Origin of the sequence: Streptomyces sp. SKN60, from assembly GCF_026236535.1 — a bacterium.
Lineage (GTDB): Bacteria > Actinomycetota > Actinomycetes > Streptomycetales > Streptomycetaceae > Streptomyces.
The window spans coordinates 1-16,924 of record NZ_JAHTMW010000042.1; the positions used below are offsets into that span (position 1 = coordinate 1).

The 16,924-nt window shown below is 67.6% G+C and carries 12 protein-coding genes and 1 pseudogene; 8 read left to right on the plus strand and 5 right to left on the minus strand.

Annotated features, from left to right (window positions below; translation table 11 throughout):
• Positions 1-466: 466 nt before the first annotated feature.
• From KV205_RS35625 to KV205_RS35655, 7 genes are all read left to right on the plus strand, one after another.
• On the plus strand, positions 467-1,597 hold the full coding sequence (locus KV205_RS35625; RefSeq protein ID WP_265869186.1) for an aromatic ring-hydroxylating dioxygenase subunit alpha: 1,131 nt from the start codon (positions 467-469) through the stop codon (positions 1,595-1,597).
• Between the two features lie 133 nt (positions 1,598-1,730).
• Positions 1,731-2,963, plus strand: coding sequence for a sugar ABC transporter substrate-binding protein (locus KV205_RS35630; RefSeq protein ID WP_265869187.1), 1,233 nt, complete (start codon positions 1,731-1,733; stop codon positions 2,961-2,963).
• Positions 2,964-3,000: 37 nt separating this feature from the next.
• Entirely contained in the window at positions 3,001-4,494 is a 1,494-nt protein-coding gene (locus tag KV205_RS35635; RefSeq protein ID WP_265869188.1) for a sugar ABC transporter ATP-binding protein, read from the plus strand.
• A 125-nt stretch (positions 4,495-4,619) separates the two neighbouring features.
• Positions 4,620-5,531 (plus strand): ABC transporter permease, encoded by a 912-nt coding sequence (locus KV205_RS35640; RefSeq protein ID WP_265869189.1) that lies wholly within the window; start codon positions 4,620-4,622, stop codon positions 5,529-5,531.
• A 1,118-nt stretch (positions 5,532-6,649) separates the two neighbouring features.
• Complete coding sequence (locus KV205_RS35645; protein ID WP_265869196.1) at positions 6,650-6,844, plus strand: cold shock domain-containing protein; 195 nt, start codon at positions 6,650-6,652, stop codon at positions 6,842-6,844.
• A gap of 224 nt (positions 6,845-7,068) precedes the next feature.
• On the plus strand, positions 7,069-7,971 hold the full coding sequence (locus KV205_RS35650) for a GNAT family N-acetyltransferase (RefSeq protein ID WP_265869190.1): 903 nt from the start codon (positions 7,069-7,071) through the stop codon (positions 7,969-7,971).
• Positions 7,972-8,095: 124 nt separating this feature from the next.
• The gene (locus KV205_RS35655; protein WP_265869191.1) at positions 8,096-8,881 is read left to right on the plus strand and encodes a GNAT family N-acetyltransferase; all 786 of its coding nucleotides are present in this window, start codon (positions 8,096-8,098) and stop codon (positions 8,879-8,881) included.
• Positions 8,882-9,741: 860 nt separating this feature from the next.
• Here the strand turns inward: KV205_RS35655 and KV205_RS35660 are convergent.
• The 3 genes and pseudogenes from KV205_RS35660 to KV205_RS35670 all read right to left on the minus strand — a co-directional run bounded on the left by KV205_RS35660 (position 9,742) and on the right by KV205_RS35670 (position 11,531).
• The gene (locus tag KV205_RS35660) at positions 9,742-10,074 is read right to left on the minus strand and encodes an STAS domain-containing protein (RefSeq protein WP_265869192.1); all 333 of its coding nucleotides are present in this window, start codon (positions 10,072-10,074) and stop codon (positions 9,742-9,744) included.
• 83 nt (positions 10,075-10,157) lie between these two features.
• Positions 10,158-10,622: an ATP-binding protein gene (locus tag KV205_RS35665; protein WP_265869193.1), complete on the minus strand. Its 465-nt coding sequence runs from the start codon at positions 10,620-10,622 to the stop codon at positions 10,158-10,160.
• Positions 10,623-10,864: 242 nt separating this feature from the next.
• Positions 10,865-11,531 (minus strand): annotated as a pseudogene (locus KV205_RS35670) (IS5 family transposase).
• Between the two features lie 270 nt (positions 11,532-11,801).
• On the opposite strand from KV205_RS35670, the gene KV205_RS35675 reads away from it, so the two are divergent.
• On the plus strand, positions 11,802-11,963 hold the full coding sequence (locus KV205_RS35675) for a hypothetical protein (RefSeq protein ID WP_265869194.1): 162 nt from the start codon (positions 11,802-11,804) through the stop codon (positions 11,961-11,963).
• Between the two features lie 70 nt (positions 11,964-12,033).
• On the opposite strand, the gene KV205_RS35680 is transcribed toward KV205_RS35675, so the two are convergent.
• Both KV205_RS35680 and KV205_RS35685 read right to left on the minus strand, forming a co-directional pair.
• A complete protein-coding gene (locus KV205_RS35680; RefSeq protein ID WP_265869195.1) occupies positions 12,034-13,854 on the minus strand; it encodes a hypothetical protein in 1,821 nt (606 codons plus the stop codon).
• Between the two features lie 395 nt (positions 13,855-14,249).
• Positions 14,250-16,646, minus strand: coding sequence for a Helicase associated domain protein (locus KV205_RS35685; protein WP_374214779.1), 2,397 nt, complete (start codon positions 16,644-16,646; stop codon positions 14,250-14,252).
• Positions 16,647-16,924: the final 278 nt, after the last annotated feature.

Here is a 16,924-nt window from a genome sequence, read left to right on the forward strand (position 1 = left end):
CGGCCTCGGTCACGTTCTCACTGGTCATCGGTGCATCCTCCATGATCGGGAGTTACACCGAACGATTTACAGTCCCTTCTACTGCGCCGCACCTTGCCGGATAGCTCGGATTCAAGCGGTTGCCCGGTGGTGAAATCGTCGATACCCGGGCTTCGATGCAGGCCATGGCGTGCAGGGCCCGACGTGTTTGCGGGGCACGGTGTGTGCTGCCGAAGTCGGGACACTGATATTGGTGGACACCTGCGCTTCAATTTGACAGTGTGCGTCAGTCATAGGGCCCACGAAAGCGTGGTCAGGTCACGCCTCCTTTTGGCCGTACGAGCGTCGGGCCATTGATCGGCTCTTGAAAGATGTGGTGCCGAGGCAGCGGCACCTGACCTAGGCAACTCCTTGGGGCGTGACACGATCGGGTGTGGCCTTGTACAGGTCAGCAGCCTCGTTTGGTGCTGGATGACAGGAGGCAGGCGTGGCGGATGGGGACATCCTGGCGCGGCCGGAATCCTCTGGTGGCCTTCAGCGGGGCGCTACACTCCCCTTTGAGTGGTACCGGGACCCGGCCGTTTTCGAGCGTGAACGGGAGCTGATTTTCAAGCGCTCATGGCAATACGCGGCGCTGCTTGAGCAGCTTGGGGAGCCGGGTGACACGGTGCCCACGAGTGTCGCCGACATTCCGATTGTGCTGGCCCGCGGCAAGGACGGCGAGTTGCGTGCCTTCGTCAACATCTGCCGGCACCGTGGGCACCTCGTGGTGCCGGATGCTGGCAATCGTTCGAGTCTTCGGTGCCCCTACCATGGCTGGATCTATGGCCTCGACGGCTGCCTGAAAGCGGTGACCCGCGGCCGTCTCGAGGAGAATCTCGACACTTCGCAGTGGGGGCTCTTGCCACTTCAGGTTGATACGTGGGGGCCGTTTGTGTTCGTCAACTTCGACCTTGACGCCAGATCACTTCGCGAGTGGCTACGCCCTGTCATGGACTCGGCTCGACGGGCACGGGTCCCGCTGGACGGCCTGAGCCTTTGGAAGGAGACCGAGTTTGAATTCCGGGCGAACTGGAAGGTAGCTGTCGAAAATACGCTGGAATGCTACCATTGCCCGACGATCCATTCGGAGACAATCGGCAAATGGCTCAAGGTAACGCACGACGCCTTCCGTACCTCCTGTGATGATTATGGGATCATCAGCGAGCAAGATCTTCAGCCCCCTGGGAGGCGTCCGAGCGGATCCCCGCCGTACGACCCAGAGACCAACGAGACCTGCGTCCCGCTGCCGTTCCTCTGGCCGAACTTCCAGTTCACATCATTTCCTGGACCCAGAAATCTCATGGTTTTCACATTCAGGCCCGTCTCTAGCGACCGAACCATCGGCTGCTTCCAGTACCTGTTCGGCGACGAGGCCGATGAGGACTTCCGTCAGCGAATCTGTGACTTCTCCGATCAGTTCGGTTCCGAGGACCTGTCGGCTGTGGAATCCGTCCAGCGTGGAATTGATTCCGGGATTCTTCCATACGGCCACCTACTGCCTGTGAGTGACATCACAACACAATATTTCGACGATCTCGTTCACGCGGCTCTCACAGGAAAGGACAGAAACCGGTGAAGTGGGCTGGCCTGGTACCCCAGGAGGCCTGCTGTTCACAGTGCTGGGGACTGGGCTACGCCCACGGAGCGGCATCGAGCAGGTGTCTGACAGCGGCCCAGTCGCGATCTGCGTCTTTGCCAGGCAGTTCCAGATGTCAGCAGTCAAGGTGCAGTCGGTAGGGAAGGACGCGATGAAAGCACAACAATGGAGCACGACACGGAGCGGGCGCAGGCAGCTGGTTCTGGGCGCCGCCTGCCTCGCGGTGTCCGTTCTTACCGTCGCGTGCGGTACGTCGAGCGGTGGCGGGCCGGTCGGAGAGTCGTCAGCGCCAGTCACAAACGATGCAAGCGCCGCCGCCCAGGCACGCGACAAGGTCGCGGACATGCGTGCCGGCAAGGAGTTCGGGGCGCCACCGTCCAGCGCGCCCAAACCGCAGCCCGGCAAGAAGATCTGGGGGGTCGCCTATTCGCTGGACGCGCCCGGCGGCCGCGAGTTCGCGGAGGCAGCCAAAGAAGCAGGCAAGATGTTCGGCTGGGACGTCACAGTCACTGACAGCGCCTACACTCCGAGCACGGCGGTTGATCTGATCCGGCAGGGCATTGCGGCCGGCGCAGACGGCCTGCTGCAGTACTCGATCGACTGCGCCTCCACGCAGAGCGCGCTCCAGGATGCGAAGCAGGCCGGGATCAAGATCGTGGCTGTGGAGGGGGTCGACTGCAACGATGCTGGCGGGACCGGCAAGCCCCTTTTCGACTACAACGTCCACTACCAGCAAGGGGAATATCTCAAGTGGACGGTGGCTCTCGCGGTCGCGCAGGCGCAGTGGGCGATCGCCGCCACGGACGGACACGCGGTCGGCATGTATCTCAATCAGACCGACTCTGCCTTCGGTCCGGTCAACACCCGTGCGTTCAACGATGAGCTGAAGAAGTGTGGAAGCTGCGGCAAGCCCGTACCGGTCGATTTCGTCGGCGCCGATATCGGCACCACCTTGGAACAGAAGGTCGCGACGGCGCTTCAGCAGCATCCTGACGTCAACGTCGTCGCGGTTCCGTACGACGCGCTCGTTTCGGGCGGAGTCGGCACGGCGGTCCGCCAGGCTGGCCGAGACGTGAAGCTGATCGCGGGCGAGGGGCAGCAGGCAACGCTCGACGGCATTCGTGCCAAGACCGTCGCCGCAACCCTGGGGCTGGTGCCGGAGTGGGAGGCATACGCCGGGATGGACAACCTCAACCGGCTATTCAACGGCCGACCCGGAGAGGCGAGCGGACAGGGCTTCGGCCTGGTCGACGCGACCAACATCGACCAGCAGTCGGCCGGTCGCTCGTACGTGCCGCCGGCCGACTTCAAGACCGCGTACCAGAAGGCATGGGGCGTTGGGTGAGGGCGCTTCCTGGCATTCCGCGCTGGGGGTACAAGGGGTGTCGAAGTCCTTCGGAACCACCCGGGCACTCGACGAGGTCTCGTTCGAGATCGGGACTGGCACGGTTCACGCGCTGGTAGGCGGCAACGGCTCCGGCAAGTCGACGCTCGTCAAGATTCTGGCCGGTGTGCACCACGCCGATGCCGGAGAGCTGAATGTTGGTGGCCGTGTCCAGGATCTTGCCGGCCATACTCCCGTCCGCGCCCATGACCTCGGGCTGCGCTTCGTCCACCAGCAACCGTCGACCTTCCTCGACCTCTCGGTCGCGGAGAACCTGGCGCTGGGACGAGGCTTCGAGCATGGCGCGAGTCGCCGGATCAAATGGAACGAGCTCCGGCACCGAGCCCGGCATGTCCTTGAGCGGTTCGCCATAGACGCCTCTCCGGACGACGAGGTCCGCACGCTGGGTCCCGCGACCCGAACCATGGTCGCGATAGCACGCGCCCTCCAGGACCAGGAGGCGACAGCACAGGGCCTGCTGATCCTCGACGAGCCGACCGCAACCCTCACCCGCCGCGAAGTCGACATCCTGCTCGCCGCGCTGCGCCGCTATGCGGCCGCAGGACAGGCCATCCTGTTCATCACCCACCGTCTCGACGAAGTCGAAAGGATCGCCGATTCGGCAACGGTGCTGCGCGACGGCAGGGTTGCCGGAACCCTCGACCGGGACGGAATCCGGCACGACCGGCTCGTGGCCATGATCACCGGGAGGTGGCCGACGCACACCGCGCTGCAGGCAGCGACCCCCGGAACGGCAGGGCAGCTGTTGCTCGAAGCCCGCGGCGTGCGCGGATCTGTGGTGCGCGACGTGGACATGGCCCTGCGGAGCGGCGAGATTCTCGGCCTGGCCGGTCTTCTGGGCTCGGGAAGATCCACGCTGCTTCGCCTGCTCTTCGGCGAGACGCGGATGGAAGCCGGCACTGTTTTCCTTGCCGGTGAGCCACTCAGGCTCAGAAGTCCGTGCGACGGGATCCGCGCCGGCATCGCATACCTCTCAGAGGACCGCCTGTCGGACGGAGCATTCCCGACCCTTTCGGTCCGGGAGAACATCTCGATCGGCGACCTGCGGCGATACCGCAGACTGCTGCGCATCAATCGCGGCAAGGAGCGCCGCGAGGTGCTCGATCTGGTCGCCCGGTACCGCATCCTCACAGCATCACCGGAAGAGCGCTTTGCGGTCATGTCGGGCGGCAACCAGCAGAAGACAATACTGGCACGCTGGATGCACATGACACCGAAAGTGCTACTGCTCGACGAACCGACTCAGGGAGTCGACGTCAGCTCCAGGCAGGAGATTTACGACATGATCCGTCACAGCGCGGCACGCGGAGCCGGGGTGGTGGTCGCCTCGTCCGACTTCGGGGAGCTGGTTACGCTGTGCGACCGAGCACTCGTACTGAAGCACGGCCGAGTCGTCCGATCCTTCGACAAAACCGGCTTCACCGAGACCGACCTCAACGAGGCGCTCTTCCTGAGGACGGGATACCAGTGAACAAGGCACCAGAGGGCGCCTCGAATGCCGAGCCAGCCGTGAAGCATCGGCACACCGGCCTTTGGACGGCGAGGCGACACCATCGCCTCCTGAAGATCGGCGAGGCATGGAGTCTTCTCCTGGGCATGATCGCGATCGCCGCCTTCTTCAGCCTGTGGCCCGAGACAGCGGACACGTTCCTCACCGTGCCGAACCTCCGCGTTCTCGCCGCGAACCAGGCCGTCCTCGGGATTATCGCGCTCGGGGCCCTAGTACCGCTCATCTGCGGTGATTTCGACCTCTCGGTCGGGGCGATCGCGGGCCTGTCGGCCGTGTTCGTCGCGGACGCGCTCTCCAACGACACACCACTCGCCTACGGAATCATCCTCGGCATCGCCCTGGGCGCCTCGGCGGGCTTGATCAACGCCTTGCTCGTCACACGAGGGGGAGTGAACGGCATCATCACGACCCTGGGGACCGCCACCGTGATGTCGGGCATCGTCTCCCAGAAGACCGGCGGCACGGCCGTCGTCAGCAACATCCCGGCCGCCCTGACCGATTTCGGAAGCGGCACTCTCCTGGGCGTTCCGGGCCCGGACTGGGTCCTGGCGGCAGTCACGGCCGCCCTCTACTTCGCGCTCACGCAGACCGGCACCGGACGCAGCATCTACGCCCTGGGATCCAACAGCACCGCGGCGCGTCTGATCGGGCTCCGCACGAACGTTCTACTCGGGTTCGCCTTCGTCCTCTCCGGCGCGCTGTCCGCGATCGGCGGGCTCGTGCAAATCGCGCGCGCCGGCGGGGCGGACCCCCGGGTAGGCGGCTCCTTCACCCTCCCCGCTCTCGCGGCGGCATTCCTCAGCGTCGCGGCCGTGAAGCCGGGACAGTACAACGTCGGCGGCACACTCGTCGCCATCTTCTTCCTCGCGGTACTCAACAACGGGCTCAACCTGGCCGGAGCGCCCCCCTATGTCGCCAGCTATGTCAACGGCGCCGCGCTCATCCTGGGAGTCGGACTCGCCGCCTACCTCGGCCGTCGACGAGCCGGGTACGCCTGACATTCGGGTGGCCCGGTCCCGCATCGCGGTTTACCTGCAGCCTGGTAAGGACGTGTCCGTTGCTGGTGAACTTGATGGTGATCAAGTGACTTTCGCTGACGGGAACGAGCCTGTCTGGCTCGACACCGTGGCCCGCAAGGCTTGGTGAACAAGTTCTGGTCGTAGGCGCGGATGTGGGTGCGACCACAGTGGAGCCCTGGCCCTGCAGCTCGGTGCTGCGGGCGGCGAAGGCGGCGCTCACGATCTGAGTAGCAAAGGCCACAAGCAGCCTCCGCCGACAGATACCGCCAGCGTACGTAGCGCAGTTCGCCCTCGGCGTGGCCGTGGCCGCTGGATGCCCACGGCCTTGATCCCGGTGTTCGTTCCGTAGGCGTAGACGACAGCGCAGGCGGTCCGCCGACCTCCGCGGAAAGGCTGCCGCCGCCTGAGACGGGGGTGATCGCGTCCAGGCAGCCGGTCCGCAGCACCGCCTCCGTGAGTACCGGTCCCATCGGCAGACGCACGCCCTACCGCTGCGCGTGACGCTGCTGCACGAGCAGGAGCGGGAGATCGCGGACACGCTGGTGGAGCTGCTGATTTCCACGGTGCACTGGATCGGGGCGCGAATGGAGAAGGAGGTCACCGAGCATCGTTTTTTCAAGCTCGCCGAGGCGTCGATCACCTTCGTCTCCGAGTACCGCAAAGTTCACCGCCGCCCTGCCCGTCTGGCTCCGCGACTTCCTTCTGGACCAGGCCCACGCCAACCTCGCCGGACACCACATCGACGAACCTGTTCACTGGGAGCCTTCGCCCCACTGGGTCACCGACGTGGACTGGTCCGGAGTGGAACCTGACGACGTCGACCGCACCGCCTTCCGCGACGCGATCAGCACCGGCAAGACCACGACGAAGGCGGCCACCGCACTGGGCATGACCCCGGAACACGTCCGGCTCTTCACCGCTCTGAACGTCATGACGGCGCCCGAAGGCGAGGCCGGACCACACGCCCGGGGCCGCCTCCTGCCGCTCCAGGGAGAGCTCGCACCGAGCACCTCCGCGCCATGTATGAGGACCAGGGCCTGTCCTACAAGGAGATGGCCAAGGCCACCGGCTGCAGCCACACCGCGGTCGTCTCGGCCCTGACCCACGCCAGCCTCCGCGGCCGCCAGCGCGACCGATTCATCGAGCAGGACAGTGGCGGCCCCGACGTCTTCGCCCACTACACGAACATTGCCGGCCAGGGCTTCCGTGAGCTCCAGGAAAGCCAGAGGGTGAGCTTCAACATCGCGCAGGGCCAGAAGGGTCCGCAGGCGGAGAACATCACTCCCACCTGACCTCGAACGCAGAAGAAGCCTCGGCCCGGAGTGCCTTCCTGCACCACCGGCCTCTTCGGTTCTGCCGGAGGTGCCTGGTCATCAACTCCCGTCGCGAGATCCCGCTCATCGCCCTCCGACGGACGCGACCTCAAGATCTGCCCGGAGACGAAGGCCGCGATGGCGACGTGGCGGGATTGTTTGTGCGTGTCATGCGGCGGTTTTGCGGGCGGGCGGAGTGAAGCTTGGCCATCAGCGCGACGCGGGAGAGGTGGATTCGGGTGGTCACGGCGGTGGCAGGGCCGGGTGCGGAAACGATGGTGCGGCCGTTTGAGTCCGGGGACCGCGTGGCGGTGCTGCAGCTCGTGGCTGCGGATCTGCTGCCGGGCCTGACCGGTCCGACTTTCGCCGAGCTCGACCTGGCGGTGGAGGGTACCGGTCTCAACGGCCCTGTAGTGCGTGCTGGGCTGGAGGACGTACGTACCGAGGTGCTCGCCTTGGCGGACGGGCAGGCTGTGGGTGCAGTTTCCTGGGCGGTGCGGCCCTCGGACGGGGCAGGGGAGCTGTTGTGGCTGCACTGTCTGGAGGACGAGCAGCACCTGGCCCGGGCGCTGCTCGAGCGTGCGGTGACCGGGCTGGGGCGGCGGACAGTGCACGCGTTCGTGGAACCCACGACCTTGGCGCCCGCCGGCCTTCCGGTACGCATGCGTCCCGGAACGCGCCGGGCGCTGGAGGCGTGCGGGTTCTCCGGCCTCGACCGCTGGCGTTACCTGCACCGCCGCCTGGATGACCGTGGCGGCCGGCTGTATGCGGTCGCGGACGTGGTGGAGTGTCCGGAGCTTCCCGGCTGGCGGCTGCAGCTGCGGGAGCGGGACGGCAGCCGTATCGGCGAGGCCATTGTCGGCCTGCCCATCGAAGGGACCACGACACTGCAGTGGGTGAGTTTGACACCGGCGCGCCGCAGCATGGGGAACATCCTGCTGGAACAGTGCCTGGCTCATCTCGCCGACCGCGGCGTCCGTGAGGTGACTACCATCCTGCCCGCTCCCGTAGACGGCCGGCCGGACCTGGATGCTGCCCTGGCCCTGCACACGGCGGCCGGGTTCGCCGAGATCGACCAGCTCCACATCTACACCCGACGCCCTTGAGAGCCCGTACGTGGCCCTTCCGCAGCACGGATGTCCGCCCGTGATCTTCGGAGAGGAAAGTGCGGGCGGTATGAACGTCCCGACCGGACCGGCTGCCAGCAGCGGCAGCCTGTTGAGCCGTCCGATGGCACCGGACGACGAACCTGCGGTGCTGGAGCTGATCGATACGGACTGGCTGCCCGGCCAGCAGCCGGCACACGAACTGCTCACACCTGCCGGGGAGAGCCCGCAGGAGGCGGAAACGCTCGTGGTGTGCGATCTGCACGGCACGGTGGCGGGGGTGGTGCGCTGCCAGGTGAGGGCCGCGGACGGGGCGCGGCTGATCGTGTGGCTGCACGGCCGTGAGGACTCCGAGACGATCGCCGCCCTGATCACGCTGGCCCAGGCCCATCTGGGCGACAGGCTGCTGCACGCGTGCACCGGCCCGGCCACCGCGACCGGCATCCCCGGCCTGCCCACCGGGCACCGCCCCGTCACCGCACGCGCCCTAACAGCCGCCGGCTTCACCCCCGCCTCCACGCAGCGCTACTTCCTGCGCGACCTGGCTGGCGCCCCGCCCCCGCCGCCGGCGTACCCGCTCGCGGACGTCACCGACCTGACCGAACCCGCCGGGTGGCGCCTCGAACTCACCGACACCGACGGCCAACCCCTCGCGAGCGCGACCCTGCTCGCCCCCGCACCGGCCACTGCGGGCATGGCCGTGCTGTCGCAGCTGACAGTCCAGCCCCGGCGTCGACGCCGCGGTATCGGCAGCCATCTGCTGGCCCAGTGCCTCCACCATGCCCACGCGAACGGTGCCGGCCACGTCACCGCTGTCATCCCCGAAGGCGGCACCGCCGCTGCCCGACTCCTGGCGGGCGCGGGCTTCCTTCTGCTCGACACCCTCACCGTCTACCGCAGCCGCCCCTGACCTGACGGCGCAGCAACTGCCGAGACTTGCCGACCGATCAGCCTGGCTCGTCAGAGACGATGCCGATGCCTGGACCTGGTCACAGACGGTCTGGAGCGCGACGGTGAAGCAGCAGCCATCGGTGGAACGTCTGCAGCAGCGGATGAGCCTGCACCACTCGGACGCGATCGCCCATACCCGTGAAGATCTTCCCGTCCAGCTGATGGTTATCGACATCCTGTACCTCGGCCGGCCGTCGGTGCAGCTGCCCTACACGTCGCGGCGGGACCTCCTCGACGACCTCGCTCTGACCGGCCCCACATCGCCGTACCCTCTGCCTGGCCCTCGCCTGCCGCCCAGGCACTCGAGCAGACCCACGCTGAGGACTTCGACGGCGTGGTCGCCAAACGGCTCTCCAGCCCCTACCTGCCGGGCCGCCGTACCCGCGACTGAATCAAGATCAAACACCTGACCCCGCGCTGAGTGCGGGCAAACCCGCCCCACCCCCGCTGCCCGCCGACCGATGGCGACGCCGACGGCAGAGGCCTTGCCGACAGGCGGTGCTGTTCGTCGTCGTGAACATCGTTCCCGCGCCGGTCACCGAAGCGCTTCGGCGAACTGCCGTGAAAACGCTGCTCTGCAGCGCTCACCTGCTGCTGGCAGGGAACTCGCGAGCAGGCACGTCATGTGGGTCGGTTGGTTCTACGGGCAGGGTGTGGGGGATGCAGCGCAGCAGCTGCGTGAGTTGGTGCGGGATGTCGCGGACGGTCAGGGCGGCGCCTTGTGCGCTGCGGTCTTCTGTGCGCATCACGCTCACGCGTGCAGGGCCCGCCATTTCGCCGACGGGCCGCGGTCGTGGCGGCCGGCTGCTGCTTGTGGTGTCAGTACAGGAAAGCGGGCGAGAGCCAGGGGGATGTGGTTTTGAGCAGGTCAAGAGTTCGATACAGGTTGGGGTGGAGGCCGGTTACGTGGAGGGGCACGTGGGCGGTGTGGACCCGATAAGCGAGCCGGTTGAGCGCGCGTAGTCCCGTCCCGTCGCAGAAGGTGAGGCCGGTGAGGTCGAGAAGGAGCCCCCGGGGGCTTGCGGCGAGCGCGGTGGTGACCGCCTGGTCGACGAGTGGAGCGGTGGCCAGGTCAAGTTCCCCGGTCAGGCAGAGCAGGACCGTGTCCTCGCACCACAGACCGTGGGCCAGCAGCAGTTCGTCGGCTCGCACGGCCACCTCCGGTTTGGAGTGGGGCAAGGTTCGGAGATTTTTCTCCTTTGTCCAGTGTCGGAGGCGCGGGCTTCTCGAGTAGATCAGGTCGCTGTGAGGTCGGCCCAGTGGTCGATGAGCCCGTCGATGTCGGAGTCGGTGCCGGTGTGGTGGGCGAGGGCGGTGATGATGGTGTCGCCGCGGCCGTGTTCGTCGTCGGGGCGAGTGGCGGCCCAGTTGGTGGCGGCTGCGGCGGTTTGGGGGCCGCCGTCGCTGACGCGGACCTGTACATGGCCGGAACCGTCCGCCGTGGTGTGCAGGTGGAGGACGACGGGCGGCAGGGCGTGAGTGACGGCGTTGGTGACCAGCTCGGAGATGACCAGCAGGTTGTCGTAGGTCTGGTCCTCATCCAGTCCCCAGGCGGCCAGGACCGGGCGGGCGGCGTGGCGGGCAGCGCCGGGTGCGAGCGGCCCGTGTTCCAGCGGCAGGTCGAACGCGTGCTCACCGGCCGGGACGGCCTGCGTCGCGGGGCGTGGCCGCCGAGCGGGGGAGGTCGTGGTGGTCGTCATCGGGATCACTGCCTGTCCGGAAGGGGGCCGGAATGCTTTTCTGGTACTTCCAGCACACTCCCGTGGAGCACGGAAACCCTGAGCAGTCAATACCTAAAAACGCAGAAATCGGGCATTGGGTAGTGCTTTGGTCGAGATCGCGATCTTCGTGCCTGGGGTGGTCTGCGGGAGGGCTTGGCTGGTCGAGCCGGTGGAGCTGTGCCCCGGACGCGCCGGACGACGAGGTGCCCATAGACGTCATCTCATTTGGTGAGTCGGCGGTAGCAGATGAGGGCTGCGGCGATGCCTGCGAACGCGAGGAAGTGTTCGGCCCTGCGTTCGTAGCGGTGGTGTAAGCGGCGGCAGCCGGCGAGCCAGGACACCGTCCGTTCCACGACCCATCGGTGCCGGCCGAGCCTGTTCGACGGCTCGATCCCTCTGTGGGCGATGCGAGGCGGATGCCGCGTTTCCGGAGCCATCCGCGCAGGTGGGGGTAGTTGTAGCCCTTGCCGCCATGGAGCTTGCCAGGTCTCCGCCGGCGTGGGCCGCGGCGGGACCGGATTGGCGGAATACCGCGGACGGGAAACTTCAGGGCCTGGCTGTCGTGCAGGTTCGTACGCGAGATCACGATGGATATGGGCAGGCCGTTCTATTCCGTGGATCTTCGACCCGTACTTCCCCCGGTCGATAGGATTCGGACCCGTCAGCTCCCCCCTTTTGGGAGCCCGCATGTTCACGGAGTCGACCGCGCATCGCGACCAGTCCAGCCCGCTGCGGACACCGCTGCTGCCAGGTGCAACCCGACGTGGCAACGAACACGATCGCTGCCAGCACCTCCCGATCGCCATGCCGGCGCCGCCCACCGCCCTGAGGCCGCGACGGCGCCTCCGGCACCACCCGTCGACCGGAGTCCCGGATCTCGGCTCCCAGCGCAGAACGTCCAGCAGGAGCGCGTCCCCCGTACGCGCAGCAGTCCGAGGCGTTCGCGGCCGTGGAAAGCGAACTTGGCGATGGCCGCCTTGTCGGTGCGCTTGACGAAGCTGACGATCTCGATGGCCCGCGCCGGCAACCTCCCCTTCCCCGACCTGCGCCCCGAACCCCTCTCACCCGCTGGCTCGACACCCAGATCGACGCCCTGCCCACCCTCCACCACGGCCAGCACGAACTCCTCGGCGCGCTCCCGCTGCACCACCCCACGCCTTGACCGAGACCTGGCTTCTCACCATCCACTACCTCACCCTGCTCATCCTGGAGTCGCTCGGCTACCAGGGCGCCTACACCAGCATGGCCGCAGGCCACAGATACGTGGGCGAGAGCACAAAGGTGCCGTGGGCGACCAGCAGCGCCACCGACGCTTCTTGACCCAAGGCGGACACACCGCGAGGCGCGGCGTCCAGGAGTGCCTCGCTCGTCGCTGTCGACACCCAGCCGCTCAGGGGACGAGGGGGTCTTCCCGGGTCAGTTCGATGGTGTGCATCTGGTCCAGCAGCCGTTTGGGGAGCCTGGGCAGGTCGTTGTCGACGATGATGATCTGGTGCGGCCGGGTACGGGTCGCACCGCTACGGATACCCGCGATGTGATCGAGGAAGTGCGCGTACAGCCGGCCGATGAGTTCCTGGTCGTCCTGTCCGTATCCGACGTTCTTGCGGGGCGAGTCGATGATCAGCAGTGACGGCAGGTCGGTCGCTCCGGTCACCAGCGCGTAGCTGAGGAACGTCATCCGGTACACGACGTTGATCGCGCTGCGCACCCCGTGTCCGACCTTGGTCAGGCTGCCCGCCCTCACCTGCGGCAGCAGCGAGCTGTGGCTGATCCGGGCCCCGGGATCGCCCGGCAGGCCGACCGCATCGATGAGCCCGGTGAAGTGCTCCTCGAACTCCCCGAGAGTGACCTTCCGCCCCGCCAGCAGGTTCTTGCGCGTACGGATGTCCTCCCGCACCCCCTTCAGCTCCTCCTCGGTGGCCTGAGCGGCCCGGTGCAGCTCGGCCAGCCGACGGTGCGGATCCAGCTCCCGCTCCAGCATCGTCGTCCGCGTGCGGGCCGTCGCATGAGCCGCGGCCAGCTGCTCGATCCGCGCCGCCAGCGGACTGATGTCCTCCCGCGTGCGCTCATCGAGCTCGGCCCGCGCCTGCTCCCACGCCGTCTGCGCCTCACCCAGTGCCTTGACCCGCTCCACCGAGTGCCGCTCAGCCGCGGCGAGTGCGGCCTGCGCCGACTGCAGCGCCCGCGCCTGAACATCGGGGTCCAGCTCGCTCAGACATAGGGGACAGTCCCCGTCCGCAACCGGCCGTCCGCTCAGGTCTGCCGCACACGCCGGGCAGGGGGAGACCGGCTGCGGACCATGCTGCCGCTGCCCTGCCAGACGCTGCACCCGCCGGCCTTCCCCCACCAGGACGTACTCGGCGTCGGCAACCGCCCGCCGGCACCGCTCCAGGACCTGCTCAAGCTCCTGCACACGGCGCCGCAGGGGATCCGCATGCGCGGTGGCGGCTCGCATCCGGCCCTTGAACTCCTCAAGCGACCGCAAAGCGTTCCGCTCCTCGCCCTGCCAGCGCGCCAGCTCCGCTTCGAGACCGGCAGCACTGCCGGTCAGGAAATCGCCGATCGTTCCCGCCCGCCTGCGCAGCTCACCGAGGGTACGGGTCAGCTCGTCCTTGCGGGCCGTGAGCACCCGCATCGGTCCGTCGGTCAGCCCCAGCAACAGCTCGACGACGGTCCGGTAGGACTGGGCGGTATTCGCCTTGCCCCTCACCGACTCGCTGCCGTCCACCAGGTCCTGGGTGAGGTAACACATCGCATACAGCTGCTCGAACGTCAGCCGCGCCCCTGCTCCCAGAAGGGCCACCGCCGAGGGAGGCGCGAACATCTCGGCCAGGCCGAGCAGGTCCAGCAGCACCTCGCCCACGATGCGCCGGTCGCTGCCCTCCCGTGCCTCCACGTCGAGGATCTCCTCGACCTGCCCGCTGGCCCGGTCCAGCAGCTCGACACTTTTCGTGTCCCTCACCAGGGAACGGCGCAGCCCGATCCGCATCCCCTCGATCCGCACGAACAGCGTCACCGTCTGCAGACGCTTCTCCGGCACCTCGCGCCAGGCCACCGGCAGGCCGAGCGCGTACTGGATGCAGTCGACCAGCGTGGTCTTGCCTGTGTCGATCGGCCCGAAGACACACACCACCGGATAGGCGAGGTCGACCTCCCGCACCCCGCCGTCCGAGGTGAGCACGAGCCGCTCACAGAAGAAGTCTCTTGCCATCGCGGTTCCCTCGGGTTCTCTGGCCGCACCGTCGAGAACCCAACGGCCCACCCGCGCACAGGGAGCCGGGACACCCCCTCACAGCACCGCATCGGGTGGGCAACACACGAACGTTGCCCACCCGATCCAGCGGCCCCAGACGCCCTGCACCGGGGCGTGGTGAGCGAGAGGCCCGTCCTAGCGGGGCCACGTGGATGTGTGGCTCACAGGCCGTTTCCCCCGGTGGACAGGGGTGCTGTGAGTCTGTGAGCCGCTTGTGCAGCGGCCCTCAAGGCGCGCCCCCACCACAGCCGATCAAGGCCACCGTAGGCCCCGGAAACCCCCAGGGCCGTTTCGCACTGATCGCGAGCCGCTCCAGACCACACCCGCATCCCCAACAACCCGCTGCTCAGCCCTCAGGTCCATCGCATGCCGAGTGAGCTCAGTTCCTCGATCCGTTCGGATGCGAGGCGTGCCTGGCGGGAGCGGCTGTTGGCGATGAACACCCCGAGCGCGTGTTCGTCCCCGCCGACCGTCTCGACATGCCGGTGGGGTACTTCCAGGTGCCCTTCCCGTTCCCGGTACTGGCGGGCTGCAGCCAGGTTGGCTGCCCACACCTGAGCCCGCGTACGCCGCGGCGCCGCCACGCCCCGCTCACTGTCCTGGACCGGGCCGAGGCCGAGTGTTTCCCGCAGTAGCCACTGCTGCGCCACCTCAAGGGTGTCCCACTGGCGCCGCTGCCGGCCGGCCCACTGTCCCAGGTCCTCTCCCTGGACCACCACCTGCCCCGATTCCTCAGGCAGCGGATGCACGCTCTGGACATGCAGACGGGCGAGGTGGAAGCACCGCTGCCAGGCAACCGACCAGGCAGGGCACCACGACGGGTCGATGTCCTCCAGGGCATGCCGCCGGGCAGTACTCAGCCCACCCGCCCCTTGCTTGTCCTTGTCCTGCCGCGCGGCCGCTCGCTGGTTCTTCAGCCAGACCCCCACCGCGTACCCCTCCCACATGGCGTCGGCAGGCGCCAGCAGGTGCCCGTGCTCGGCCGCCCACCCGCGTGCCGCCGACAGCCCCTCGGCGAACGCGACCTCGGCATGCGACCAGATCATGCCGAGCTCCTCCAGCTGCCCCACCCGCTCCCGGCTCAGCTCCCCACGCGCATGGGCACTGCGCTGCCGGGCGATCCACACCCCCAGCGCGAACCCGTCCGCAGTCCGGTATTCATACGGAACCGCCAGATCACCCCGGTCACTGCGATACGCCAGCGCGGCCGCCAGACCCCGCCTCCAAAACTGCCTCTCCGGCTGCAACACCCGCAGACTGATGAACGCCGCCAACTGCGCCGGATCCCGCGGCCGGGAGAACGACAACAGCTCAGCAGCCACTGCGCCCACCTCGCCCGAACCCTCCACCACCCCACCCACAGCCGGCCGGCCCCCGGCCACCTGAGGGGCAGCCAACTGCTCCACGGCCTGGGCATCATGCGCCCGAAGTGCCGTGAGGACCTTCACCAGCTCCCCATAGGCCCGCGACACCAGCATCTCGTCAGGCTGCTCACCCGGCCCGAGGAAAACAGGAACGACCAGGGAAGCCACCTTGCCTTCGCCCGGATGCATCCGAAGCGCCCGCCCCACCGCCTGGACGATGTCGACCGCCGACCCCCGCACATCCGCGAACACGACGGCATCGCACTCCTTGGTATCCACCCCCTCACCCAGCACCCGTACCGAAGACAGCACCCGCACCCACGCCGCCCCCGGATCTACATCCGGCTCCGACGCGAAACCGGCCAGCACCGCACTCCGGTGCGCCGGCCTGTGCTCCCCGCACAGCCAGTCCGCCCACACCCCATCAGCCCCCTGGTAAAGACCCGGATCACTCTCGTGCAGCTCCTTCGCCACCGCACCAAGGCCACTGGAGAACGCCTCGGCCTCACCCGTGCGGTAATGGAACGTCAGCAATCTCCTCAACTGCCGCTCCGCAGCCACCTTCATCACCGCCGTCTGCAACGCCGCAAGCCGCGCCCCGCGCACCCGCGCCGTCCTGCCCGCACCTCCCGCCAACTCGACCACGGGCAAACCAGGATCCGCGATGTCCACGCACACCACCTGGTAACGAGCGATCAGCCCCCGCTCAATCGCCTCCGACAACGACAGCCGATACACCACCGGCCCGAACACCGCCTCATCGTCCATCGACGCAACCAGCTCACCACCCCCCTCCGGACCCTCCCGATCCGGCACCTCCCACAACCGCGGCGTAGCCGTCATGTACAACCGACGCAGCGCCGGCACCCGCCCATCGTCATGAACCCCCGCCCACGCCTTCCCCAACGCTCCAGACGTTCGGTGCGCCTCATCCACCACCACGAGATCCCACGCACCCAGCCCCACGCGATGGCTCCGTTCCAGGACTCCCAGTCCCAGCGAGGCGTAGGTGGCAAAAACGGTCACCGACTCCAGACCCGAGATCCATCCCACCAACTCCGCCTCGTCGGTGGTGCACTGAAGATCCCTCACGTCTTCACCCGACAGCGAGCAGGCACCGAACATCGGACCCCGCCGCCCTGCCTCACGCCAGACCGACACTGTCTGCGCCAGCAGACCGAGCGTGGGCACCAGCACCAGAACCCGCTTCGCACGCAGAGCCCGCGCCGCATGCACAGCGATCAGGCTCTTTCCCGTACCGGTAGCCGCGACAACCTGGGCCCGGGCTCCACTCGATGACTCTCCCTCAGGTACGTACTCCAGAGCCCGCACCACGGCATCGACAGCCTCGATCTGATGAGGACGCAGAGTCACCCGAGCCGACACAGCACACCACCTCCTGCCTCCTCCGGCACCGGAAGAGGCACTACCCGCTAAGCGCAGACTTTATCTGGGCCGACTTTTGATTGCACCGCCGCAAGGCAGGGCTCAGACCCACTATGACAGGACCACCACCGACCCGTACGAGCTTGACGAAAGCGCCGGCCACACCGAGGAAGACCGGCAGGCAGTCCCAACACCAGCCCCGCCGCCCCCTGCAGCCAGCCGCCCGCGAAGCGGGCCCGGCTTGAAGGCGAAGCCGGAAAGACCAAGGCAGGGGAGCG

Bases quoted from the DNA above. Each gene is read 5' to 3' on its own strand.
- KV205_RS35630 (WP_265869187.1), top strand. From the start codon at position 1,731: ATGTCAGCAGTCAAGGTGCAGTCGGTAGGGAAGGACGCGATGAAAGCA.
- KV205_RS35640 (WP_265869189.1), top strand. From the start codon at position 4,620: ATGATCGCGATCGCCGCCTTCTTCAGCCTGTGGCCCGAGACAGCGGAC.
- KV205_RS35655 (WP_265869191.1), top strand. From the start codon at position 8,096: ATGGCACCGGACGACGAACCTGCGGTGCTGGAGCTGATCGATACGGAC.
- KV205_RS35665 (WP_265869193.1), bottom strand. From the start codon at position 10,622: ATGACGACCACCACGACCTCCCCCGCTCGGCGGCCACGCCCCGCGACG.
- KV205_RS35680 (WP_265869195.1), bottom strand. From the start codon at position 13,854: ATGGCAAGAGACTTCTTCTGTGAGCGGCTCGTGCTCACCTCGGACGGC.